The sequence below is a fragment of the Bacillus sp. D386 genome, assembly GCF_006346415.1.
In genome coordinates this window covers 1-22,802 of sequence record NZ_VEMV01000001.1, presented here as the reverse complement: position 1 = coordinate 22,802, position 22,802 = coordinate 1, and the positions used below count along the sequence as shown (strand labels likewise).

The following is a 22,802-nucleotide window of genomic DNA, read 5'->3' as shown; positions in this document are numbered from 1 at the left end:
GAAAGGTAATAGGTCATTCATTGGCATTCTAGAGTGTAATAATTGAAGATAAAAAATACATATTATATTACCTCTGTATGATGAATATTAGAGAATGGTGGTAGAATACGTTACTTGGAAAACCGAGTATTTATCTAACATTAAAATGTACATTAAGGTAAGGTTATTACAACATATCAATAATATCAGGTTCGTCATCATTATATGATTTAGGCTCTTGAATAAACATCTTCTTGGCTAAGTTACCTATTGTATTGGTTGCAAAAGCATCTACAGTTCCTCCAATAATTCCACCTGCTACAGGAACCATTTTACTTAAATTAATGACTCCTTTTTCTCCAAACTTTGTTAGTAAACGAAATCCTACAGCATGATTAATTTTTTTAATAACCTCAAAAGGTATTTTTTTTATACCTGTTACTGCAAGCTTCCTACCAATTTGAATCCCTGTATTTTTAAGAATGTCTTTAGCTCCGTTTCCTGCTAAACATACATAAACAAAAGTTTTAACCTGATCATCTTTTAGATCATATCCCCCCATATGTGCAATAGCTGCTACCATTCTCATTTGTACGAATATAACACTAGTTATATTTGCAGGGACAGCAACTGGCAAAGTAATAAGTCCTCCTACTCCTGTTAAGAAGCCACTTGTGGCACTTTTAGTATTTTGCCAATTAATTAAACTTTGAACTTTTTGATCAAGTGTACCACTTTTTTGTAAATAACTTTCAGCTAACTCTATGGCTGTGTCCATTCCAGCTATTCCGCCATTAATTGCTTTATCATAAGACCAATCTAAGGCATTCATTATAGCATCGTGGGTTAATCTTTTTTTCTCGTCCACTATATATTCACCTTACCTCTCAGTATTATACTAATATTATAAGTTATTTATCTGACTGTGCTAATTGTTTAATTGATATTATTGTTATCAAAACTAGTTTTTTCAGCAATTGCGGATAACCGTCCATATTTCTAATAGAATCCTTTAATAATTCTGTGGCTCAATACAATTTTCTTTACTATTGGAAGCGAATCTAATCTGTCCAGCTTTCATATTCGGGAATTTTGTAAAACCTACTAATAATTTCTTCATTTAAATACCTCCGTTGATAAAAATAATTATATAAAAGTACGTCTCTATTTTTGTCTCTTCTTGTATGGAGTATATAAAGGTAAATTCGGTCGAGGATCTAGATAATCCATCTTTAACAACAGATTAGTACTGGAGATAATACAGCACTCAGAAAAACGCTTTTTAAGAGTATATAGACCCTCGGCTGCATAAGATGTACAAGCCCTCTTCTGGTTTAGACAGAGAAGACCCTCCTTGTACTTAACCACAGCATCCCAACCACCTTTCCCAAGAATTTTAGATATTTTTATAGGTTTGTAGGATATTTCAATCAATAGGTAAGCGTTATAATGAATTTTGTAAGCGCTTTAATTTACGATAAAGGGGGAAAAGACGATGAAGAAATTAGGTTTAGTCCTAATGGGGTTACTGACGGTGCTAGCTTTGGCTGCGTGTAGCGATGATGATGAAAAAGCAGGTCAATCCACGAAGGATGGGGCAATTGAGCTTACGCTTTGGACTGACTGGACCGAGGATCGGCCGGAAAATACTCTTTACAAAGACATTATTTCTAAATTCAATAAAGAACACGATGATATTCAGGTTAAGGTAGAGGCCATACCACATGACCAATATGAAACTAAATTAAGAACACAAGCTGCTGGTAACCAGTTACCTGACATGATGCGTGTATGGCCTGGGGCGAGAACAGAGCCTCTAGCTGAAGGTGGAGCCATCCTTCCATTGAACCCAATCATTGAGAACTGGGATGGAGTCATTCCTGATGCCATTCTACAAGACTATGCGTTAGATGATAATTATTACGCAATCCCTTCAAACATTAGTATTACAGGATTAATTTACTATCATAAGGACATTCTTCAAGATGTAGGGTTTGATGAGTTTCCAAAAACATATGCAGAATTTAAAAAACTTGTAAAAGCACTTAATGATAAAGGAACGACTCCAATTTCTTTAGGTAACAAAGCAATCTGGCCATTACAATCTGTTTACATCTCTACTATTGCTGATCGCTTTACTGGAAGTGATTTCTTAGAGAATACATTAAATGGAGATGGCAGCTTCGAAGATCCGCAATTTATCAATGCATTATCTGTGATCGACGAATTAACAAAATTAAAGGCATTTAATGAGGATATGAATACCCTTGATGAAGCTCAATCGCGAAATGAATTTATTAAAGGAACTGCAGCACTCCACTTTGCTGGTTCATGGGCACTTGGGCCAATTTTAGACAGTGTAGAAAATATTGATAACATTGGTGTAGCTCCATTTCCTACATTTGAAGGTGGTAAAGGGGATCCTGCCAAGATTGCTGGTGCTGCTGGCGGGGGGATTGCCGTTAACAGCAAGTTAAGTAAAGAAGAGCAAGAGGCTGCTTTCACATTCTTAAAATACTACTATGGTGATGAACTATACCAAGGCTTAATCAAAGCGAATATTATCGTTCCAGCTACTGTTGAAATGGATGACAGTATTCCACAAATATTCCAGGATGCTAATAGCTTTGCTCAAGGTGGATTAGTGCCTGTATATGATGCAACCTTAACTCCTGAACTTACTGATATTATTAACAATGGCTTGCAATCTATTACCTTAGGTGACAAAACACCTGAACAATTAGCGGAAGAGATGCAAAAAGAAAACAAAAGTAAATAATCTTCTATAAGTTCTTTCACAGGTTACTTCATGCAAGTAACCTGTGAATGTTTAGGGGGGAAGAAAATGAAGTTAACTAAGAAGACTAAGGGAGCGTTTATACTAGGTATACTGCCTGCTTTCTTACTATATATTGTTTTTGCCATTTATCCGATTCTCCAATCCTTCTATTATTCATTCATGGATTGGAACGGATTCAATGAAATGACATTCGTAGGGTTAGATAACTTTAAAAAGCTATTTGCGGATTCGCTATTTTGGAACTCTGTCAAAAATAATATATACGTAGTCTTAGTCTCAGTGCTGGGTCAAGTTCCACTTGCTTTATTTTTTGCCCTTTTATTGAACCGTAAAATGAAGGGCGCAAAATTATTTAGAACAATTGGGTTTCTGCCAGTTGTTTTATCAACCGTGGTAATCTCCTTAACTTGGAGTTTAATTTTCAATTCTCGTAATGGATTAATCAATGAATTTTTACGATCAATTGGGTTAGATTCATTCGCACAAAATTGGCTAGGAGATACAAAGTGGGCAATGGCATCTGTCTTAGTAGTTGTTGTTTGGCAATTTGTTGGTCTATACTTAATTATTTTTCTGGCCGCATTACAAAATATACCTACTGAAGTATTAGAAGCCGCTAAAATGGATGGTGCATCAGAATGGGCAACAACCTGGAAGATTACGATTCCAATGATTTGGGAGACCATTCTCGTTGCGATTACGCTTTGTATTGCAGGCAGTTTGAAAACATTTGATTTGATTTATGTCATGACACATGGTGGTCCGGCACATTCAACGGATGTTATGGCACTCTATATGTTTAATGAAACATTTTCAAAATTGCAGTATGGTTATGGTAGTGCAGTGTCCGTATTTATTTTCTTCTTTAGTCTGATCTTAATAGCAATTGTAAACAAAGTATTAGGAAAGAAAATGATTTAGGAGGTGGGTATAGATGGCGAAAACAAATGAAATACCTAAGAAAAGAAGCTTCAAAAAAGTAAGCATCTATATAGCATTAATTATATTTGCAATCATTAATGCGTATCCAATTATTTGGATGGCAATCAACTCCTTTAAATCCGAGAAGGAGTTTGCAACAAACCAATTTGGGTTTCCAAAGAAATTTATAATAGAAAACTATACTGCCGCTTGGGATATTGCTAACTTAGGTGTCCTGTTTAAGAATAGTATTTTTATTACTGTAACAGCGACTGTATTAACCGTTTTTATCGGGGCGTTAGCATCTTATTTCTTATCTCGATTTGATTTCAAGATGAGCAAGTGGTTATATGGATTTTTCATCTTTGGATTATTAATACCGATTCATGCCACATTAGTACCTATGTTTATTCTAATGAAAAATTTAGGACTATTGAATACACCCATCACCTTACTCTTTCCCTATATCGCTTTTCATTTACCCATTACGATCTTTATCCTCACCAGCTTTATGAAGGGCTTTCCTAAGGATATTGAAGAATCTGCAATCATGGACGGGTGCGGAGTTTTTAGAATATTTTGGTCCATCATCCTGCCCATGTCACGTCCGGCAATCGCTACAACTGTCATTCTTAATTTCATCTACAATTGGAATGAATTTTCATTTGCGCTAGTGTTAATTAATGACCCAGAGCTTCAAACATTGCCACTAGGTTTAGCAAACTTTGCAGGTCAATTTACAACCGACTATGGTGCCCAAATGGCTGGTTTAACGATGTCTTTAATTCCAATTGTCATTTTCTACATGATTTTTGAAAAGAATATTGTTAAAGGTATGACAGCTGGTGCGGTAAAAGGGTAAATGAATATGATTCGAAATTGGGGCCTAAAAAAGAAGTTTATGATTATATTCCTTGTATTCATCACACTACCAACAGTATGCTATGGAATTCTCATTTACTACCAAACAACGGAAGTACTTAAAAGACAGCTGGAAGAGGATATCCTTGAAATACTAGAAAAAGATGAACAGAGCCTTTTGTCCATCATACGAGATGTTGAAAGTATGTCCTCCTATATGATTTACAGCGAGGACTTTCGAACATTTTTTAAAACTACAGATGAAATCCCTATTGCGGATAAAAGTAGTATGGACGGGATAAAAGGCTATTTTACTTTTCAATTGATGTCAAATGAGTATATATCCTCCATCTTATTAAAAGGAGGCAATGGTGAGGAGCTGGCATTTGGTGAACCTGTTTTTGGAAACGAGGATAAGTTAGATCAGGCTGCCATAGACGGAAAAGGATCTCCAATTTGGAGTGATACCTATGGGGTTACAAGTGGGTGGGATGGGAAAAAATATGTTATTAGCCTCTCTAGAGTCATTAACGATTTAAATAAGATTAATCAACCAATTGGCATCGTAAGAATCCGTCTTGATCAGGAAAAAATTAAGAGAAATTTAGAAGTAAAACAAGGTAATTACCTGGTCATGTCAAAGTCCGGTGAAGTTATTCTTCATTCAAATCAAGAGCTAATAGGAAAAAAATACAATGATCCTGCCTTTATCGATTGGGTCAATCATAGTGAGAACCTAGCCTATGATTTTACAAAAAACAACCATAACTATAAAGCTGTTAAAAAAAAGCTGAGTGGGACAAATTGGACATCTATCGTGATTGTAAATGAGGAGCACTTGGTCAAGGAACTGTATACCGTTCGAAATTCGATTCGTAATATGATTTTTCTTCTTCTCATATGTGGAATTATCGCTTTTTATGGATTCTATCGCTCTAATATAAAAAGAGTAATTGAATTAACTGGCCAAACACACCAGCTTGAGAAAGGGGACTTCTCGGCGAATGTGGGCGTTTCAACAAATGATGAAATTGGTCAACTAGGGAAACAGTTTAATAAAATGGTCAAAACAATCCAAAGACATATTGATACAGAATACAAACTGACTATTAAACAAAAGGAATCTGAATTAAAGGCGCTTCAGAATCAAATTGATCCACATTTTCTTTACAATACATTAGACATGATTCGATGGACCGCACGCCTGGAAAATGCGATGGAAACAGGTCAACAAATTGAACAGCTTTCAAAAGTTTTCCGTATGAATTTAAACAATGGTAAAATGTGGGTTACAATAGAAGAGGAAATAGCCTATATTGAATCCTATTTAGAATTACAGAAAAGCCGCTTAGGAGAATGTTTATCTTTTTACATTTTTATTGATGATCAAATCAAACGTTCCTACATAATGAAACAATTAATGCAGCCATTAGTTGAAAATTGCATCCAGCACGGTTTTAAAGAATTACCCAGACAAGGAATCATATCCATTCACTGCTACCAAGCGGAAGATCAGTTATGGATCGATGTGATAGATAACGGTTGGGGTTTCGAAAAAGGTACGGAAGATACTGGTTATGCAATGAAAAACCTAAAAGAACGTTTAGAGATTGCGTTTGGAGAACCATATGGTTTGCTGGTGTTAGAAGCTGAATCCGGAGCATTGGTAAGACTAATCCTGCCACTACTTTGGCAGCCCATAAACATGGAGAAATCAGGTGAACACTCGTGACTTTTAAAATGTTAATAGTGGATGATGAACCTATTATTTCCCGTGGTCTGCGTTTAACAATTCCCTGGGAGACCATCGACGTCGAAGTCGTAGACACAGCACATGACGGAGAGGATGCCATCGAGAAGGTTATACAATATGGCGATATAGACATTGTTATTACAGATATAAGGATGCCAAAAATGGATGGACTGCAGCTGGCGCGTTTTCTGTATGCAAACTACCCTCAAATTCGGACGATTATTCTTAGTGGATTTGAAGAATTTGAATATGCCCAGCAAGCTATCAAATTGGGTGTAGATAATTATTTTCTTAAACCGGTTGATATTAATGAGCTCGTGGAAAATGTTAAAGAGATAACCAACGAAATGAAGCAAAAGCGGCAGCAAAAAAAAGAACGGGACAAAATAGGATTGAGAAATGCAATCCTCCAACAAGTAACAAATTTACAAAGGTCTTCACCTGCTAAATCAGACGACTACAACTGCTTCAGGATTTATCCATTTATTAGTATGCATCAAAATTATATTCGAAAAATAAATAGCTTGTCAGAAGAGGAATATGAAGAGTTTTTAAGTGGATGGGAGAAAAGCATTGAGAGGAAACTACAAAATTATGGACTTGCCTCTTATTCGTTCTTTACTGAAAAAAATATACTAGTTACCTGTGTTCATAGTGATGATGGTCGGAAAATGACATCGGATATCCTGCAAAATTTGATTCGAAATGATGGATTCAACCTTCAATTTGTTTGGAGTGACCAGTGGATTCCTGTTGAAAATCTTATGATCGTACTAACAGAACTATTAAATAAAGGAAGGTATTTAGCTTTCACTGAGTGTACTAGCCTGATAGTTTCAGATCAATTGAGGCGGGATCCCGTTCAATCGTACCCAACTAAACTTGAAGAGCAATTAATAGATGCTATTGTCCAGATGAAAGATTTGGACCTTCATACTTTTACTAATGAATTATTCGGATACTTTACAATACATGAATTTTTTCTGGATGAAGTTGTTCAGGTTTGCAGAGAGATACTTCATAAAATTTTGGATCACTATAAGTCTCTGAGTGGGAAAAAGGTAAGGAAATGGGATCTTTATTACAGTGAGAGTATAAATGTCCATGAATATAACTCATTCGAATTGTTGAGAGAACTTTTTTATCTGGACCTTTCCTCCATTCGTATATACCAATCTGAGCTGAAGAATTTTGACAAACAGGATTTGTTAATCAATCACGCGAAGGAATACATACATGAATACTACAGAACAAATATTAGAGTTCATGAAGTAGCGGAGGTCCTTAATATAACCCCAAATTACTTTAGCTCTCTATTCAAGCAGAAAACAAGTGTTAATTTCAATGAATACGTTAACCAATTAAGAGTGGATGAAGCAAAGATCTTACTTGCGGAGACTCCTTTTAAGGTAAACGAAATATCCGAACAAGTAGGATTCCATGAATATAAGTATTTCGTGGGAGTGTTTAAAAAACTGACAGGAATGACTGCGACGGACTATCGGAAATTTAGAAACCTGCAAGATAGAAAAACTGGGGAGAGATAATATTAGATGGAAAAAATAACATGGAAGCTACCAAAGGACTTTATTTTAGGAGCATCATCTTCTGCATGGCAAACTGAAGGCGGGACCGATAAAAAAGAGTTTCAAGATTCATACTTAGACCTCTGGTATAAAAAGAATAAGAATGTTTGGCATAACGGATATGGACCCGCTTATGCAACTGATTTTTACAATCGCTATAAAGAAGATATCAGTTATATGAAGGAAATTGGTCTTACCCATTTTAGAACATCGATCAATTGGTCTCGTTTTTTAGTGGACTATGAGAATGCTATTGTGGATGAAGAATACGCAAGCTTTGTCGGAAACGTTATTGATGAATTAATTAAAAATGGTGTAGAGCCAATGATCTGTCTGGAGCACTATGAATTGCCTGCTTATTTATTTAAAAAATACGGCGGTTGGGGCTCAAAGCATGTGGTTGAACTATTTGTAAAATATGCGGAAAAAGTATTTGAACGTTATGGAAATCGTGTGAAACACTGGTTCGTATTTAATGAGCCAGTTGTAGTTCAAACACGCATATACTTAGATGCGATTCGTTGGCCATATGAACAGAACACAAAAAAATGGATGCAGTGGAACTATAATAAAGGGCTTGCTACTGCTAAAGTGGTGAAGTTATTTAAGGAAATGAGATTAAAGGATCAGACAGGAGCCAAAATTGGGACCATCCTAAACCCAGAGGTTACATATGCTCGTTCTTCCTCTGAACACGACCAAAAAGCAGCTAGAATGTATGACCTATTCTTCAATCGTGTATTCTTAGATCCAGCCATTAAGGGTGAGTACCCGCAGGAATTATTTGAGTTGATGGAAAAACATGATATTACTTTTGAACATACAACCGAAGAGTTGCAGCTCATTAAGGAAAATACGATTGATTATGTAGGCATTAATCTATATTTCCCACACCGCGTCAAAGCACGTACAACTGCATGGAATGAAGAAACACCTTTCCACCCTGAGTACTATTATGAAAAACACGAGCTAGTAGGTAAGAAAATGAACCCATATCGTGGCTGGGAAATCTACCCGCAAATTATGTTTGATATGGCGGTCAGATTGAAAGAAGAGTACGGAAACATTGAATGGTTTATTGCTGAAAATGGAATGGGTGTAGAAAACGAAGGCAGATTTAAGAATGAAGAACAAATCATTCAGGATGATTACCGAATTGAGTTTATAAGCGAACATTTAAAATGGCTCTTAAAGGCAATCGAAGAAGGAGCCAACTGTAAAGGCTATATGCTATGGGCATTCACCGACAATGTATCACCCATGAACGCATTCAAAAACCGCTATGGTTTAGTTGAAATTAATTTAGACGATAACCGCAATCGAGCACTTAAGAAATCTGCTTACTGGTATAAACAAGTAATCGAAACAAAAGAATTTGAAGCAGAGAATGACGATTTTTATAGGTGAGTTGGGATGACCATTCCAGAATGTATCTAACCTCAAAGGCCATGAAATCAATTTGATTCGATAGGATTAATGGATAAAGGGAAGGATATTAGATGATAGCTAGCTATATGGACAGTCTTATTTTAAGCTGCTAAAAAGGCGATATTTTAAAAAAATATATAAAATAAGTCTGTGAAAGATTCATTTAGATGAAATATATATGGTAATGTATTATCTTGTTTTGAGCATAATAGGGAAATAGACTATGGTGTATAGTAACGTTATAATAATTGGAAAATTTAATTAAGGAACGGTGAAGATTTTTTTGGACAGCATTTGGACCTCAATTGTAATTTTGTTAATACTTATCGTGGCAAATGGTATATTTGCTATGACCGAAATTTCAATTGTTACATCTAAGAAGAATAGACTAGAAAAATTGCGAGATGAAGGAAATTCCAGTGCTAGTTATGCTTTGAAATTAGCGGATGACCCAAATCAATTATTGTCGACTATTCAAATCGGAATCACATTAATTGGGGTAATTACAGGTGCATTTGGCGGTGCAACCATTGCAAGCCAGCTAGCTGTTTATATTGAACAAATTAATGGTCTTGCTTCTTTCAGTAATGAGCTAAGTCTGATCGTGGTTGTAGGACTTTCAACTTACTTATCATTAATTATTGGTGAGTTAGTTCCAAAACGGATTGGTATGGGAAATCCAGAAAAAGTAGCATGTGCAGTAGCAAAACCAATGTATTATTTTTCAAAAGTTGGACGCCCAATTATTTGGTTTTTAAGTAAGTCTACTGATTTTGCATTAAAATTTTTAAGAATAAAACCCACAAGCCAACCGAATGTAACCGAAGAAGAAATAACCCAATTAATTGAACAAGGTGTTCATAGTGGGATTGTTGAAGAAATAGAACAGGATATGGTAGAACAAATTTTCTATTTAGGGGACAAACGTCTTAGTGATATTTTAACACCTCGTACGCAGCTTGTTTACATTGATTTAGAGGATTCGTTTGAAGAAAATATGAAAAAAATTAATGAAAGTTATTACTCCAAATTTCCTGTTGGGATTGGAAGTTTAGATGATTTTCAAGGAATCATTCATAAAAAAGATCTTTTATCAAGAATTGTGGCAGGAGAGAATTTTTCTTTAGCGGATTCCGTCAAAGATACACTTGTTCTGCCAGAACAAATGAAAGTATATCGGGCATTGGAAACATTGAAAAAATCCGGCCAGCATGAAGCCGTTATTATCGATGAATATGGAGGAATTGAGGGCTTTGTCACTCTTCATGATATTATGGAAAATATTATTGGAGAAATGCCTGAAAAGGATAATGAAGAAGAGCCGCAAATTATAGAGAGATGGAAACTCATGGTTGGCAGATGGTCTTGTTTCGATTGATACGTTTATTAGATATTTTGATTTGGAAGACTTTACGATTCTTAACCAAAGTAAAAACTTCCACACATTGGGTGGATTTATTATTAATAAAATTGGATATATACCAAAAATTAAAGACACCATTCAAGTAGATGACTTTCAACTTGAAGTAGTGGACATGGATCGTGCCCGAGTAGATAAAGTGTTAATCACAAGGCTAGAAAGAGACTCAACAGAAGAAATAATATAAGATGACCTAATGAATGGTCATCTTTTTTATGTGGAATATGTATTAATCAAACTCTCATAAATTGAAGGAGTTAAATCTAAAGAAACGTTAAAAGTCCTAGGAATCATTTTCGATTCTCTAAGGCTTTTTTAATTTTGTGTAATTTTATTGGCAATGAAACAAAGAAAAGGTGAAGGAGCTAAAAATGGTTCCTATTTAGATGATACACGATCCGATAAGAACCTGTGAGCTGCCTTATCTCTTTTATGTGACAATCTAAAAGGCTTTCTACAAGGGATCACTGAAACTTATTTTTGTGAAATTCGTAAATATATAGAGAGTAAAGTAATAAAAAGTGTCACATGGAGGGGATAGAAATGGCAGAGAAATATATATCAGTTGTAGGTGTTTGTCATTATTTTGGAGCGGATATTTTCAAGGTTGGTCAGAAGATAATCTTAAGAAAAGACTTGGATAATAAGCATGATGATGAAGCAATTCAAGCCGAGCTCGATACAATTGGTAAGGTTGGTTATGTGGCTAATAGTTATCAGACAGTTGCAAAAGGAACCCGCAGTGCCGGCAGGATCTATGATACATTCGAGTACGTATGCATGGGACAAGTGGCCTTCATTGTGAAGGATACAATCATCGTAAAATTATTGGGAAAGGATGAGAGTGCTTAATCAGATTCACCTATCTCTAATGAAAGAATGGCATTAGTTTTGAAGTGTTAAACGTAAGTGAAGTAGAGATACGTCGTCCTTAAAGTGAAAGTCTTATTTTAGTAGAGGCTGTGGGTGGCTCTCGCAAAATTTTGATTAAGCTGGAAGTAGAAACTAAAACTGAAAAGGCAGGATATTCATATGCAGTTGCTGACTTTATGCGAAATAATTGTTATAATTTAACAAAAACCTCCGTAGGCGGAGAAGAGCTATGGAGACTGGAGTCTATACTTGTGAAGAATTTTTTTCTATCCACTTCTTTACTTATGACGGTTGTTTTATTCTTGTTTCTACCTCTCATGGTTATTTATGCTTTGATTATTCATTTTACAGGCCAGTATTATGAGAATTTAATCTATTTAATTCTGTTTCTTTTTCTGTTGTGTCTTATAGATATGGGAGTGGGGACTATTATTGATAGCTTTCTTCATGCCGTAACGGACATTTATAAGGATATCTTTGTCAATAAGTTGATTGCGAGTATCTTAACTTTCGCTGGTAGTTATATAGTTATTAGCGCACTAGATTACTTTTTTACACTCATCGATCTTTCTACAACTGTGAAAATAATTATCATATCTATTCATCTTGTTGCTTCGCTGCTGTTTGATAAAATTGACCAAAGTGTGGATGGAAAGAATGAAACGGATGAAACCGATAGTGATATTTATCAAATAGATCCAATGATTAAAAACGAAATCGCATCTTTGTTAAAATCTGAAATCAATTGGGTTGAATGTGTCAAGATAATCAAGGACAAGCATCCGGATATTCCTAAAGAAAGAATTGTAGCTGTAACCCGAAAGTTACATATGGAGAATAAAAATCCTTCTTTTTAGAGGTAAATAAGTAGAAGAGCTGCCCTTAGTGGGCGGCTTTTTTAGTAGAGACACTTTTAACAATATTTTCAGTTTATCTGCTCTAGTATGCTATTAAATCACCTTTTAAAGTGGATTAGGAGGGTTTATCTTTAATAACATTTGTTCGTTACCAGTAATTTTTATTACACCAATCTCTTCTAATTGGATTAGATTAATGATTGCTATAGCTATTACTGGGGTTACGGTATTATGGTTATATTTAAAGAGTACTCTAGTGAATCTGCAAAAAGAGGTGTAGATAGAAAAATGTATTGTTTTAGGTGCCTATATGCAATATACTACCTTTGTGAATTAACATACAAATGAAAAAAACAATGCACATGATCATTAGCCAATCACAGGCTGATGATTGGCTAAGAGTTTGTAGAATAGGCATTGTTTAGCTTAAAGATTTGTCATTCATAAAAGTATAACGGTAAGTAAGATAGGTGACTATTATGAGCAGAAGTGTAAGACAATATATTGGAATTATTGCGGCTATTATCATTTACTATATCATCCATGAGGGGGCGCACCTCCTAGTAGCTTTTTATTACGGGGTTTTTAAGCAAATCAATTTCATGGGGCTCGGGGTTCAGGTGGATGTATATCATACCCTGATGACAGATATTCAGATGGGAATTTTCTGTCTGGCGGGTGCGATTGCAACTCTTGTTTTCAGTTGGCTTCTTATTATATTTTGTAAACCAATCTGTTCAGTAAAATCAAAGGTTTTCCGGACCATCGCATGGTATACCTCACTAGTCATGCTACTGCTTGATCCGCTATATTTGAGTGTACTTTGTGGATTTTTTGGTGGTGGCGATATGAATGGTATCTTACTGCTTTGGCAGGAATGGTTTGTGAGGGCTCTTTTTGCAGGAATTGGGATTGTCCATGCGTTGGTGATATTCCGGTACTTGCTACCTAAGTATACAAAGTCCTTTTCTGATTAAGATTATTAGCAATTGCATAAGAGCTAAACAAGATACAGGTAGAAAGCCTTGTGTATACCGTGAAAATGTTTTGATTAGCAAGAAATTTAATTAAATGATATGAACTTAACGACTTATTTGATGCTGAGCCGACGAATTTATGGGAAATTCACTCTTTCTCTTTATTCGGAAGTAGAAATGCAAGCAATGAAATGATAAAAAGGAGAATGGCAAAAGATGCTGTTTCTCCTTTTATTTTTGTAAATGAACAAATAGGTTGGGAAATGTTTGGAGCAACAAGAAATCCAGTTTTAAAATAAAATGTAGCAGAATTAAAAAGGCTTATCAACGGGCAGTTGACAAAGAAACTGATTAATTAAAGCATACTCTAATTATTAAAAAGTCGGCAAAATTGAATGGAGTATTTGATAATTCTACAATTTTAGGTATACCGTAAGATAACCCAGAGATTACTCCTAAAGAGGAATATTGTTATGAAGTTTGCGTTGTTAAAAATAAAGATTTTAATGTGGTAAAACCAGCTCATGTTGGTAAATTTCCTGGTGGGAAATATGCTGTTTTCTTGCTTGATCATACAAAAGAGGCAGTCAGTTAATTTTTGGGGCAATATTTTTTCGGAGATAGAAAGAAATAATCTATCCATTAGAGAACAACCAATTATAGAAAGATATACTTCACAAATGATTGATAATCATTTGTGTGAAATATTAGTTACTTTACAGTAACGGAGCAGGGACATTTCCTGAATTGCAGAATTCCAAACCTTATCTGATTTGTGATAAGATAAACATCATTTATTTGGGTTTTTCTACACGATAATCCAATATTCAAAGTAATATAATGAAAAATGAGCTATTGACTAAATATAAAATACAGCCTAGCTTCATTGTAGGGTGCAGGATTTTTGTTGCTCAAGAATGAACAATTGAAAAGCTCGTTAAGGGGTGATCACTATGCAAAACGCAAAAATATTAATCATTGAGGATGCAGAGACGCTTCGTAGAGAATTAACCGCATTTTTAAAAAATTATGGTTATGAAGTGGAAGCACCGGATGATTTTCAAAATGTCATGAACTATGCAAGTCAGGATGATGTTCATTTGATTTTATTGGATATTAATTTGCCTGTGTACGACGGTTATTATATTTGTCGCGAAATCCGCAAATACTCTCAGGTACCCATTATTATTGTGACAAGCAGAGACACGGAAGTGGACGAATTGATGAGCATGAATATAGGCGCAGATGATTTCATTACGAAGCCATATAACACGCAAATTTTGTTGGCACGCATTGAAAATATTTTAAGAAGGACATATGCAAAACAAGAAAGTGCTGTAATGACTTACAAGGATTTGAAGCTGCATTTGGCTAATGGGACAATTTCCTATCAAGGCAAGAAAGAGGAACTAACAAAAAATGAAATAAAAATCTTACATTGTTTAATGAAAAATAATGGAATTATTGTTTCTAGAGAACAGCTGATGGAGGATCTATGGTCATCTGATTTATTTGTGGATGACAATACGCTATCTGTTAACATTACTCGACTTCGTAAAAAGATAGAGGCAATCGGTATGGAAAACCCGATTGAAACGAGACGAGGATTGGGGTATATCATGTCATGACATTGTGGGCATTTTTAAAGGAAATAGTCGTTTTTATTACGGTTAATGTTTTTCTTTTTATGACGGTAGCATTATTTTTAGCTTTTATTTCTATACAAAAGGGTGTTATTGTTATAGTCGGGTTATGCTGGTTTGGTCCGCTGCTTACTTCTTATTTTCTTGAATTTATGAAGAAAAAACCTTTTTATGATGGGGTAATAGAAAATGTTGAAAATCTTGATCAAAAATATTTGCTATCTGAAATTATGGATGAGCCTGAATTTTTAGAAGGAAAGATTTTATATGACATTTTACGGACGAGTGACAAGCAGGTGCATGAGTATGTCAACCACTACAAGACTATGCAATCGGAATACCAAGAGTATGTTGAAGCGTGGGTCCATGAAATTAAGACACCGATTGCATCTAGTAAGCTAATAATTGAGAATTATCAAGGTGGTCCGATTGTTGGCTTAACTGAGGAATTAACGAAGATTGAGGATTATATTGAACAGGCCTTGTATTATGCGAGAAGCAGCAGTGCCAGCAAGGATTATATTGTGAAAGAATTTCGTTTAAAAGAATGTGTTTCCAAAGTAATTAAGCGAAATGCAAAAGCGTTTATTCATAAAAAGATTCAGCTTAAGTTATCAGAAATAGATGATGTCGTCTATAGTGACGAAAAGTGGGTTGAGTTCATAGTGAATCAAGTAATCATTAACAGTATTAATTATTGCTATAAAGAAAATAGTTTCATCTCTATTTATACGACTAATCATGAGCATAATCTTATACTTCATATTGTTGATAATGGCATTGGTATTGATGAAAAGGATGTCGGAAAAGTATTTGAAAAAGGATTTACAGGAGAAAATGGACGCATATACAGAAAGTCAACAGGCATCGGTCTATATCTTTGTAAAATGTTGGTAGATAAGCTGCATTTAGGGATTACGATCAAATCACAGAAGGATGTAGGAACCGAGGTAAATATCATTTTCCCGAAAAGTAAATTGGTTTTATTAGAGTCTTGAGAGAAAGGCTCTTTTTTATTACGAAAATAAGATTATTACTGATTTGTGGTATGAATTTGTATGGTGGTTTTAGCCATTAATCTCCAGTGCAAGTTGACATGTAATTCGCCACTCTCACCGGAAAGTTAAGATCAATTATCTCCATCAGTCGTTTTCCTTTCCATAGACGAAGGATTCAAATCTACACGGTACTAAACTGGAAGCTTTCAAAAATGTAAGGTTTATGCAATCAACTTCAATATTTGTATTGCTGTAGGGGGGATATACTAAAAGCATAAAAGAGAGGAGAAGGTTGTTATGAATACAGTTCTGGAAGTAAAAGATATAGAAAAATACTATGGTAATAAAGGAAATGTGTCAAAAGCCATTAATCATATAAGTTTTGATGTAAAAAAAGGGGAATTTGTTGGTATTATGGGTCCTTCAGGCAGCGGGAAAACGACACTGTTGAATTGCATTTCTACAATTGATCATGTAACAACGGGTCATATTCATATAAATGGTCAGGATATTACGACATTAAAGGCTGGAAAGCTTGAGAAGTTCCGCCGGGATGAGCTAGGATTTATCTTTCAGGATTTTAATTTGCTCGATACATTAACAGCGTTTGAAAATATCGCGATCGCTTTAACCATACAAGGTCGTAAGCCGGCTGATATTACAAAGCTAGTAAATGAAGTTGCCGATAAATTAGAGATTACGGCGGTATTAAAAAAGTTCCCATATCAACTGTCGGGTGGACAAAAACAACGTGTTGCTTCAGCCCGAGCAATTGTAACGAACCCGTCATTAATTCTGGCTGATGAGCCGACAGGAGCACTTGACTCAAAATCTGCCCGATTACTGCTAGATTTATTTGAGAAATTAAATAAGGAGTTGCAGGCTACAATTTTAATGGTCACACATGATGCGTTTACAGCAAGCTATGCACATCGGATCTTGTTTATTAAAGATGGGGAAATTTTTAATGAACTGGTGAGAGGTGATGATACGAGAAAAGAATTTTTCGGCCGTATCATTGAGGTGGTAACACTTCTCGGAGGTGACACGAATAATGTTATTTAAATTATCTGCTCGCAATGTGAAGAGAAGCTTCAAGGATTATGCAATTTATTTCTTAACATTAACATTTGCAGTCTGTATATTTTATAGCTTTAATTCGATTTCAGCTTCGGCAGCTATGTCTAGTTTAAGTGCCAGTCAGTCGGAAATGATTCAATCGATAACACAATTAATTTCAATAGTATCTGTTTTTGTTTCGATTGTGTTAGGGTTTCTGATTTTATTCGCAAACAATTTCTTAATCAGACGACGAAAAAAAGAGCTCGGAATTTATATGACGCTAGGTATGAGTAAATATAGTATATCGTTAATAGTTGTAATGGAAACACTTTTTATAGGTGTTTTATCGTTAATGGCCGGATTATTACTGGGAATATTTATATCTCAAGGATTGTCCGTTCTAGTGGTTTCGTTATTTAAGGCAGATATGACTAAGTTCGAAGTCGTCTTTTCCAGTGAAGCGATGTTCAAAACAATGAGCTATTTTGGGATTATCTTTCTGTTCGTTATGATCTTTAATAGTTTAGTGATTTCGAAGTATAAGCTCATCGACTTGCTAACAGCCGCTAGAAAAAATGAAAGCCTGAAGATCCGAAAAATATCAACATCAATCGCGTTCTTTGTTTTATCCTTCATTACTCTTGGGATCGCTTATACTGTTATTTTAAAGTATGGTTTAACAGAAAGTTTGACTGTCACGTGGACCTGCGTTGGACTGGGGTCACTTGGAACGTTTTTGTTTTTTATGTCTCTTTCTGGATTTGCTCTTAATATGCTGCAAAGAAATAATACTATATATTTTAAAGGCTTAAATATGTTTGTTCTACGCCAAATAAGCAGCAAGGTGAATACAACCTTTGTATCCATGACTATCATTTGCTTAATGCTCTTTTTCACAATTGGTGTTTTATCAACAGGATTTAGCATAAAGACGGCGGGAGAAAAACAGCTTGTAAATCAAGTGCCGTATGATGCAACATTCTACCTGTATGGAAAAGAAGATACGCAAATAAAGAATATAGATCAAGCGATTGAAATATTGGGTATGGACTTGGATGAGATGGGTGAAAATAGTTCCTTTGAATTATATGAAGCGGATTCTACGTATAACGAATTATTGCGTCCTTTTGCAAATGCAGAGTTAGAACAATACTTTGATATGGCAATCTCTCGTAAAAAAATCTTATTGATGAAAGAATCTGATTATGTAAAGCTTTTGCAAATGCAAGACATTGAACCGAAAAAGTTTAATAAAGGAGAAGTACTCCTCATATCAGATGATGAGACTTATTTTGATGCAGTGAATGCCTATATTAAAGAAAATCAGTCCATTCAATTGAACGCTATGGATTATACGATTGTTAATCGTCAAGTAGAGTACGTACAATATATAAATGATTATCCAGGAAGAGTTGCATTTACCGTGATTGTTCCAGATCAAGCTATTGAAGGTATGACACCTAATATGTCACTGTCTAATGTTAATTACAGTAGTAATAGTCAAGTAAATGAAGACGAGCTTTATCATTTAACTCAAAATGAAGAAGTTTATTCTAAATATGGTTTTTATGTCAACGTAATGACTAAGCAAATGTTGTATGACCAAAGTATTGGATCGTCTACAATGATTGTCTTTATTGGTATTTATCTTGGGATTGTGTTCCTCATTTCAAGTGCAGCTGTACTGGCGCTTCAGCAGTTATCTGAAGCGAGTGATAATATGGAGCGCTATAGCATGCTAAGAAAAATAGGTGTAACAAGTAAGGAAATTAACAAGGCGATATTCGGTCAGGTATTTATTTACTTCATGATGCCATTGTCTTTAGCAATCATCCATTCGATTTTTGGAATTAAAGTGGTCAATCAGGAACTTCTGATGATGGGTCAACCTTCCGTTTTCATACCGGCTTTGTTTACGGCGTTAATTATGATTATTGTATATGGCGGTTATTTCATAGCAACATATTCAGGGTACAAGCGCATTGTGAAAAATTAAAAGAGAAGCTGTGTCAAAAATGAGTTGTTTTGGCACAGCTTTTTTACTGTTTAAATTAGAGCTTGTAGGTGATTTTAAATTGCAAAATTTACTGTTTCAGAACGAATATCTGAATCTATGGGGAATCATACTAGTAAAAGGAATAATGGTTCGAGATTATTAGTAGTGTAATTGAATAATTGAAAAACATCTGTGAAGAGACTATGGGTTTTATTTAAAATAGTCAGAAATAATAGCGCTTGTGAGGCGCGGTTACCTCAAATGAAAGATAAAAGTTTAAAATAGCCCGCCCGTATAACGGGTGGGCTATTACAGTATCCGATATGTTGAAAGAAACCTCGGCATTATCTTTGATATTGAGTCAGCCATTTTAACGTTTCTTCTATTATTTTATCCTGCTGTTCTTTTGCCGAAATCGTGGATTTTCCGTCTCCATCTTGCGTTCCATACATTCCAAATTGGGCATGGTTTCCGCCTTTAACCTCATATAAAGTTACTTCAGACGAAAGCAAATGTTTTGTATCAGCTATTTTATCAGTTGTCGTTAACCCATCAAACTCGGCATACAGGGAGAGAATGGGGAGGTCAGTTTCTGAAAAATTACTGGAATCACTTGGATAGGAACCCAATAAGATTAAACCCTTTACATCTTCGAGATGATCGTATGCATATGATGCTGCGGCTACGCCGCCAAGTGAATGCCCGCCTATATACCAATTCGTTATATCGTTGAACTCATCTATAATTATATCCGCCTGATTAATATCGAGTAAGGCAAAGTTCAAGTTGACTTTCGGGACAATCACCAAATAACCTTTATCCGCTAAGCCTTGGGCATAGTAGCTGTATGCTTCAGGCTCTACTTTTGCTCCAGGATAAAGAATAATCCCGCTTTTTGGTTTTTCTATAGGTTCGAACACAAGCCAGTTTTCTTCCGTCTGAATGTCATCCAGATCTACGTAAGACGTAACTTCTTCTGATGCTTTGTACGTTTGTTGGGACCAAAAATAGAAGCCGGTAAGACCCAACACAAAAATAATCAATAGTATACCTAAGCTAATAGTAATAATCTTCTTCATAAAATGCCTTCTTCTCTTTCATAAATGATTTACAATTTCAATTTTAGCATAAAGAGCTTCCGTGCTATGTATAAATTCTTTCTAAAGCATAAAGCAGGTAATTCGGTTTCTTAATCAAGTAAGAATTGTAAGTCTACATCGTTCGCTGAATCGAAGCGCAAGGCAAACACCAGTTTTTTCACCAATTTTGAAGATGTGCCGGAGCAAGCAATCACTAAGGTGTTCAACACCATCATGGAAAGCAGGGTGATGCATCTGCTTGTTTTTGTACAAAAGAAGGCTACCACAGTAAAACAGCTATTTGAAGGCAAAATATCTGAGGCCTTCCCCGAGAAGCTACGCTTGGAGGAACTACCATGATTTAGTAGAATAAAAGAAAATAAGCCGGGTGGGGGAATATTCCCGAAGGTCTCTTTTGGAGGGGAATGACATGGTTGGCGTAAAAACGGTGAATCTTGACGGCGAAGAAATCCATATTTTTAATAGTGCGATATATATATTGGAAACTTCATCCGGTTTTTCGTTGGAGCTCGACATCATCGTGAGCGAGGTAGCCCTAAAGAAATATAGCAACCGTGAGAGCATCATTGCTGAAATTGAACTGACCGATAACCGAGTAATCAGCTCATTTATGTACATAAAATCAATTCCTGGCCGTCTACCGCAGTTGAACTTGAATTGCGTGATTGATGGTCCCTATGAGTAGGGCCTTGACCATATCAATGAGAACGAGACCAATTTTCCTGATATTGAGAAGGGAATTTCCCTTGCCGACATCAGGAAAGTTGAGATGCCTGATGAAAAGATCACCCTTAAGCTCACGCTGCCAATTGACCAGGTCGAATGGCTTCGCGGAAAAAAATTAAAAGAACTCAAACAGATATTCAAAGCAATTATCTATGACCAAATGAATTAATATACCGACATATTTTTAATAGAGGGAGACGGATGATAGAGCTGTTTATATATAAGGCAAATGGCTTGACTGGTGCAGACAAATCGAAGAGTTAGAATTATTGAAGAAACGGGCCGGCGGCCTGAAAACTGTATTAATAGTAATTACACGGCAACTTTTTGGTTTTTGATATCAGAATCATTAAAGGTATTGTTAAGTAGGTAAAAGTTAATTGGAAAAGCGAGTAAAAATCTCTAAAAGCTAAAATTCAATTTATGAGATCTTCAAAAGTTAAATGGAGAAGATAGGAGATTTTTTATACTAGAATTGGTATCTATATTTCTAATGGTGCTAGGAATATCACTCTTTCCGTTTCAAACAGTAAAATGATAGTTATGTTTTCTAAGATAATTTGAAAATAAAAGGGATATTAAGGATCTTGAGTTGTTTATATAGCTATAAGCAAGGGTTCTAACACCGTATAAAAGAACATGTATTCCTGTGTAGGATAAATGCATTCATAGAAGTTTAATCTTTTTGATAGAGGGAAGAAAAATAAATTAATATTTCCATATATTTCTTATTGAAATATAGATAAATACAGATTAAAATAATAAAGCAGTCAACGAGAGAGTTTGAAATTAATCAATTAGAACCTCGAGGATCGCAGGTTCGAGTCCTTAATGGTTCACCATCTTTAAACATGCGGGTGTGGCGGAATTGGCAGACGCACCAGACTTAGGATCTGGCGCCTTATGGCGTGGGGGTTCGACTCCCTTCACCCGCACTTATATGCGGAAGTAGTTCAGTGGTAGAACACCACCTTGCCAAGGTGGGGGTCGCGGGTTCGAATCCCGTCTTCCGCTCCAATGCCAAGTTATATGCCGGGGTGGCGGAATTGGCAGACGCACAGGACTTAAAATCCTGCGGTAGGTGACTACCGTGCCGGTTCGAGACCGGCCCTCGGCACTAGTTGTTTGCAAGAATGCGCCCGTAGCTCAATTGGATAGAGCGTTTGACTACGGATCAAAAGGTTAGGGGTTCGACTCCTCTCGGGCGCGCCAATTCCTTGCGGGAAGTAGCTCAGCTTGGTAGAGCACTTGGTTTGGGACCAAGGGGTCGCAGGTTCGAATCCTGTCTTCCCGACCATTCTAAAAATATGGGGCCTTAGCTCAGCTGGGAGAGCGCCTGCTTTGCACGCAGGAGGTCAGCGGTTCGATCCCGCTAGGCTCCACCATGACTAATTTAAACCCAATAGGATTTTGGTTTTGGCGGTGTATCTCAGTTGTTTAGAGCATACGGATTATAATCGTTCTGTCATAGATTCGAGTCCTACAAGGTTTATTATATATATGGAGGAATACCCAAGTCTGGCTGAAGGGACCGGTCTTGAAAACCGGGAGGCGGGTTAAACCGCGCGGGGGTTCGAATCCCTCTTCCTCCGCCATATATTATCTAAAGCAATAGTTATAGCGTTGCGGGATGGAGCAGTCTGGTAACTTGTAAGGTTCATAACCCGAAGGTCGCAGCTTCAAATACTATTCCCACAATAAATGGTCCGGTAGTTCAGTTGGTTAGAATGCCTGCCTGTCACGCAGGAGGTCGCGGGTTCGAGTCCCGTCCGGACCGCCATTTACATAATGAAGTTGGCTCAGTAGCTCAGTCGGTAGAGCA

General features: G+C 36.0%; 19 protein-coding genes, 8 tRNA genes and 1 pseudogene. 26 read left to right on the top strand and 2 right to left on the bottom strand.

What is annotated here, in order from left to right; all coding sequences use genetic code 11:
* Positions 1-166 precede the first annotated feature (166 nt).
* Positions 167-847 (bottom strand): EcsC family protein, encoded by a 681-nt coding sequence (locus tag FHY45_RS00135; protein WP_225983687.1) that lies wholly within the window; start codon positions 845-847, stop codon positions 167-169.
* A gap of 627 nt (positions 848-1,474) precedes the next feature.
* On the opposite strand from FHY45_RS00135, the gene FHY45_RS00130 reads away from it, so the two are divergent.
* The 16 genes and pseudogenes from FHY45_RS00130 (at position 1,475) to FHY45_RS00060 (ending at position 19,154) form a co-directional block, all read left to right on the top strand.
* Entirely contained in the window at positions 1,475-2,758 is a 1,284-nt protein-coding gene (locus FHY45_RS00130; RefSeq protein WP_139891077.1) for an extracellular solute-binding protein, read from the top strand.
* A gap of 66 nt (positions 2,759-2,824) precedes the next feature.
* Positions 2,825-3,700: a carbohydrate ABC transporter permease gene (locus FHY45_RS00125; RefSeq protein WP_139891076.1), complete on the top strand. Its 876-nt coding sequence runs from the start codon at positions 2,825-2,827 to the stop codon at positions 3,698-3,700.
* A 13-nt stretch (positions 3,701-3,713) separates the two neighbouring features.
* Positions 3,714-4,562, top strand: a complete 849-nt coding sequence (locus FHY45_RS00120; protein ID WP_139891075.1) for a carbohydrate ABC transporter permease — start codon at positions 3,714-3,716, stop codon at positions 4,560-4,562.
* A gap of 6 nt (positions 4,563-4,568) precedes the next feature.
* Positions 4,569-6,293 carry a cache domain-containing sensor histidine kinase gene (locus FHY45_RS00115; RefSeq protein WP_139891074.1) on the top strand — a complete coding sequence of 575 codons (1,725 nt, stop codon included), beginning with the start codon at positions 4,569-4,571 and terminating at the stop codon, positions 6,291-6,293.
* Positions 6,290-7,861, top strand: a complete 1,572-nt coding sequence (locus tag FHY45_RS00110) for a response regulator (protein ID WP_139891073.1) — start codon at positions 6,290-6,292, stop codon at positions 7,859-7,861. The genes FHY45_RS00115 and FHY45_RS00110 overlap by 4 nt, the downstream gene beginning before the upstream one ends.
* A 6-nt stretch (positions 7,862-7,867) precedes the next feature.
* Positions 7,868-9,307: a glycoside hydrolase family 1 protein gene (locus tag FHY45_RS00105; RefSeq protein WP_139891072.1), complete on the top strand. Its 1,440-nt coding sequence runs from the start codon at positions 7,868-7,870 to the stop codon at positions 9,305-9,307.
* 304 nt (positions 9,308-9,611) lie between these two features.
* Positions 9,612-10,706, top strand: coding sequence for a hemolysin family protein (locus FHY45_RS00100; RefSeq protein WP_257468926.1), 1,095 nt, complete (start codon positions 9,612-9,614; stop codon positions 10,704-10,706).
* The gene (locus FHY45_RS20695; RefSeq protein ID WP_257468925.1) at positions 10,681-10,935 is read left to right on the top strand and encodes a transporter associated domain-containing protein; all 255 of its coding nucleotides are present in this window, start codon (positions 10,681-10,683) and stop codon (positions 10,933-10,935) included. Before FHY45_RS00100 ends, FHY45_RS20695 begins: the two co-directional genes overlap by 26 nt.
* Before the next feature lie 356 nt (positions 10,936-11,291).
* Positions 11,292-11,600, top strand: coding sequence for an HIRAN domain-containing protein (locus FHY45_RS00095; protein WP_139891071.1), 309 nt, complete (start codon positions 11,292-11,294; stop codon positions 11,598-11,600).
* Between the two features lie 131 nt (positions 11,601-11,731).
* Positions 11,732-12,478: a hypothetical protein gene (locus tag FHY45_RS00090; protein WP_139891070.1), complete on the top strand. Its 747-nt coding sequence runs from the start codon at positions 11,732-11,734 to the stop codon at positions 12,476-12,478.
* Between the two features lie 479 nt (positions 12,479-12,957).
* Positions 12,958-13,455: a hypothetical protein gene (locus FHY45_RS00085; protein ID WP_139891069.1), complete on the top strand. Its 498-nt coding sequence runs from the start codon at positions 12,958-12,960 to the stop codon at positions 13,453-13,455.
* A gap of 376 nt (positions 13,456-13,831) precedes the next feature.
* Positions 13,832-14,180 (top strand): annotated as a pseudogene (locus tag FHY45_RS00080) (GyrI-like domain-containing protein); the annotation flags it as partial.
* 228 nt (positions 14,181-14,408) lie between these two features.
* Positions 14,409-15,083 carry a response regulator transcription factor gene (locus FHY45_RS00075; RefSeq protein ID WP_139891068.1) on the top strand — a complete coding sequence of 225 codons (675 nt, stop codon included), beginning with the start codon at positions 14,409-14,411 and terminating at the stop codon, positions 15,081-15,083.
* Positions 15,080-16,096, top strand: coding sequence for a sensor histidine kinase (locus FHY45_RS00070; protein WP_139891067.1), 1,017 nt, complete (start codon positions 15,080-15,082; stop codon positions 16,094-16,096). Before FHY45_RS00075 ends, FHY45_RS00070 begins: the two co-directional genes overlap by 4 nt.
* A gap of 297 nt (positions 16,097-16,393) precedes the next feature.
* Positions 16,394-17,161, top strand: a complete 768-nt coding sequence (locus FHY45_RS00065; RefSeq protein ID WP_139891066.1) for an ABC transporter ATP-binding protein — start codon at positions 16,394-16,396, stop codon at positions 17,159-17,161.
* Positions 17,151-19,154 (top strand): ABC transporter permease, encoded by a 2,004-nt coding sequence (locus FHY45_RS00060; RefSeq protein ID WP_139891065.1) that lies wholly within the window; start codon positions 17,151-17,153, stop codon positions 19,152-19,154. The genes FHY45_RS00065 and FHY45_RS00060 overlap by 11 nt, the downstream gene beginning before the upstream one ends.
* Before the next feature lie 344 nt (positions 19,155-19,498).
* Here FHY45_RS00060 and FHY45_RS00055 read toward each other — a convergent pair whose 3' ends face one another.
* Positions 19,499-20,233 carry an alpha/beta fold hydrolase gene (locus FHY45_RS00055; protein ID WP_139891064.1) on the bottom strand — a complete coding sequence of 245 codons (735 nt, stop codon included), beginning with the start codon at positions 20,231-20,233 and terminating at the stop codon, positions 19,499-19,501.
* A 430-nt stretch (positions 20,234-20,663) separates the two neighbouring features.
* Between FHY45_RS00055 and FHY45_RS20690 the strand changes: the two genes are divergently transcribed.
* From FHY45_RS20690 to FHY45_RS00005, 10 genes are all read left to right on the top strand, one after another.
* A complete protein-coding gene (locus FHY45_RS20690) occupies positions 20,664-20,939 on the top strand; it encodes a hypothetical protein (RefSeq protein ID WP_257468924.1) in 276 nt (91 codons plus the stop codon).
* 84 nt (positions 20,940-21,023) lie between these two features.
* Positions 21,024-21,149: a hypothetical protein gene (locus FHY45_RS20685; RefSeq protein WP_257468923.1), complete on the top strand. Its 126-nt coding sequence runs from the start codon at positions 21,024-21,026 to the stop codon at positions 21,147-21,149.
* Between the two features lie 684 nt (positions 21,150-21,833).
* Positions 21,834-21,915 (top strand) — tRNA-Leu (locus FHY45_RS00045).
* A gap of 7 nt (positions 21,916-21,922) precedes the next feature.
* A tRNA-Gly gene (locus tag FHY45_RS00040) sits at positions 21,923-21,997 on the top strand.
* A 14-nt stretch (positions 21,998-22,011) separates the two neighbouring features.
* Positions 22,012-22,097 (top strand) — tRNA-Leu (locus FHY45_RS00035).
* A gap of 18 nt (positions 22,098-22,115) precedes the next feature.
* Positions 22,116-22,192, top strand: a tRNA-Arg gene (locus FHY45_RS00030).
* Positions 22,193-22,200: 8 nt separating this feature from the next.
* A tRNA-Pro gene (locus tag FHY45_RS00025) sits at positions 22,201-22,277 on the top strand.
* Positions 22,278-22,289: 12 nt separating this feature from the next.
* Positions 22,290-22,365 (top strand) — tRNA-Ala (locus FHY45_RS00020).
* A 117-nt stretch (positions 22,366-22,482) separates the two neighbouring features.
* Positions 22,483-22,575: transfer RNA gene (locus FHY45_RS00015), tRNA-Ser, on the top strand.
* Between the two features lie 108 nt (positions 22,576-22,683).
* Positions 22,684-22,760 (top strand) — tRNA-Asp (locus FHY45_RS00005).
* Positions 22,761-22,802 lie beyond the last annotated feature (42 nt).

What these genes read in the sequence shown, in the direction of transcription:
- FHY45_RS00120 (WP_139891075.1), top strand. Translation starts at nt 3,714, where the DNA reads ATGGCGAAAACAAATGAAATACCTAAGAAAAGAAGCTTCAAAAAAGTA.
- FHY45_RS00070 (WP_139891067.1), top strand. Translation starts at nt 15,080, where the DNA reads ATGACATTGTGGGCATTTTTAAAGGAAATAGTCGTTTTTATTACGGTT.
- FHY45_RS00075 (WP_139891068.1), top strand. Translation starts at nt 14,409, where the DNA reads ATGCAAAACGCAAAAATATTAATCATTGAGGATGCAGAGACGCTTCGT.
- FHY45_RS00125 (WP_139891076.1), top strand. Translation starts at nt 2,825, where the DNA reads ATGAAGTTAACTAAGAAGACTAAGGGAGCGTTTATACTAGGTATACTG.
- FHY45_RS00085 (WP_139891069.1), top strand. Translation starts at nt 12,958, where the DNA reads ATGAGCAGAAGTGTAAGACAATATATTGGAATTATTGCGGCTATTATC.
- FHY45_RS00065 (WP_139891066.1), top strand. Translation starts at nt 16,394, where the DNA reads ATGAATACAGTTCTGGAAGTAAAAGATATAGAAAAATACTATGGTAAT.
- FHY45_RS00095 (WP_139891071.1), top strand. Translation starts at nt 11,292, where the DNA reads ATGGCAGAGAAATATATATCAGTTGTAGGTGTTTGTCATTATTTTGGA.
- FHY45_RS00060 (WP_139891065.1), top strand. Translation starts at nt 17,151, where the DNA reads ATGTTATTTAAATTATCTGCTCGCAATGTGAAGAGAAGCTTCAAGGAT.
- FHY45_RS00055 (WP_139891064.1), bottom strand. Translation starts at nt 20,233, where the DNA reads ATGAAGAAGATTATTACTATTAGCTTAGGTATACTATTGATTATTTTT.
- FHY45_RS00130 (WP_139891077.1), top strand. Translation starts at nt 1,475, where the DNA reads ATGAAGAAATTAGGTTTAGTCCTAATGGGGTTACTGACGGTGCTAGCT.
- FHY45_RS00115 (WP_139891074.1), top strand. Translation starts at nt 4,569, where the DNA reads ATGATTCGAAATTGGGGCCTAAAAAAGAAGTTTATGATTATATTCCTT.
- FHY45_RS20685 (WP_257468923.1), top strand. Translation starts at nt 21,024, where the DNA reads ATGCCTGATGAAAAGATCACCCTTAAGCTCACGCTGCCAATTGACCAG.
- FHY45_RS20690 (WP_257468924.1), top strand. Translation starts at nt 20,664, where the DNA reads ATGGTTGGCGTAAAAACGGTGAATCTTGACGGCGAAGAAATCCATATT.
- FHY45_RS00105 (WP_139891072.1), top strand. Translation starts at nt 7,868, where the DNA reads ATGGAAAAAATAACATGGAAGCTACCAAAGGACTTTATTTTAGGAGCA.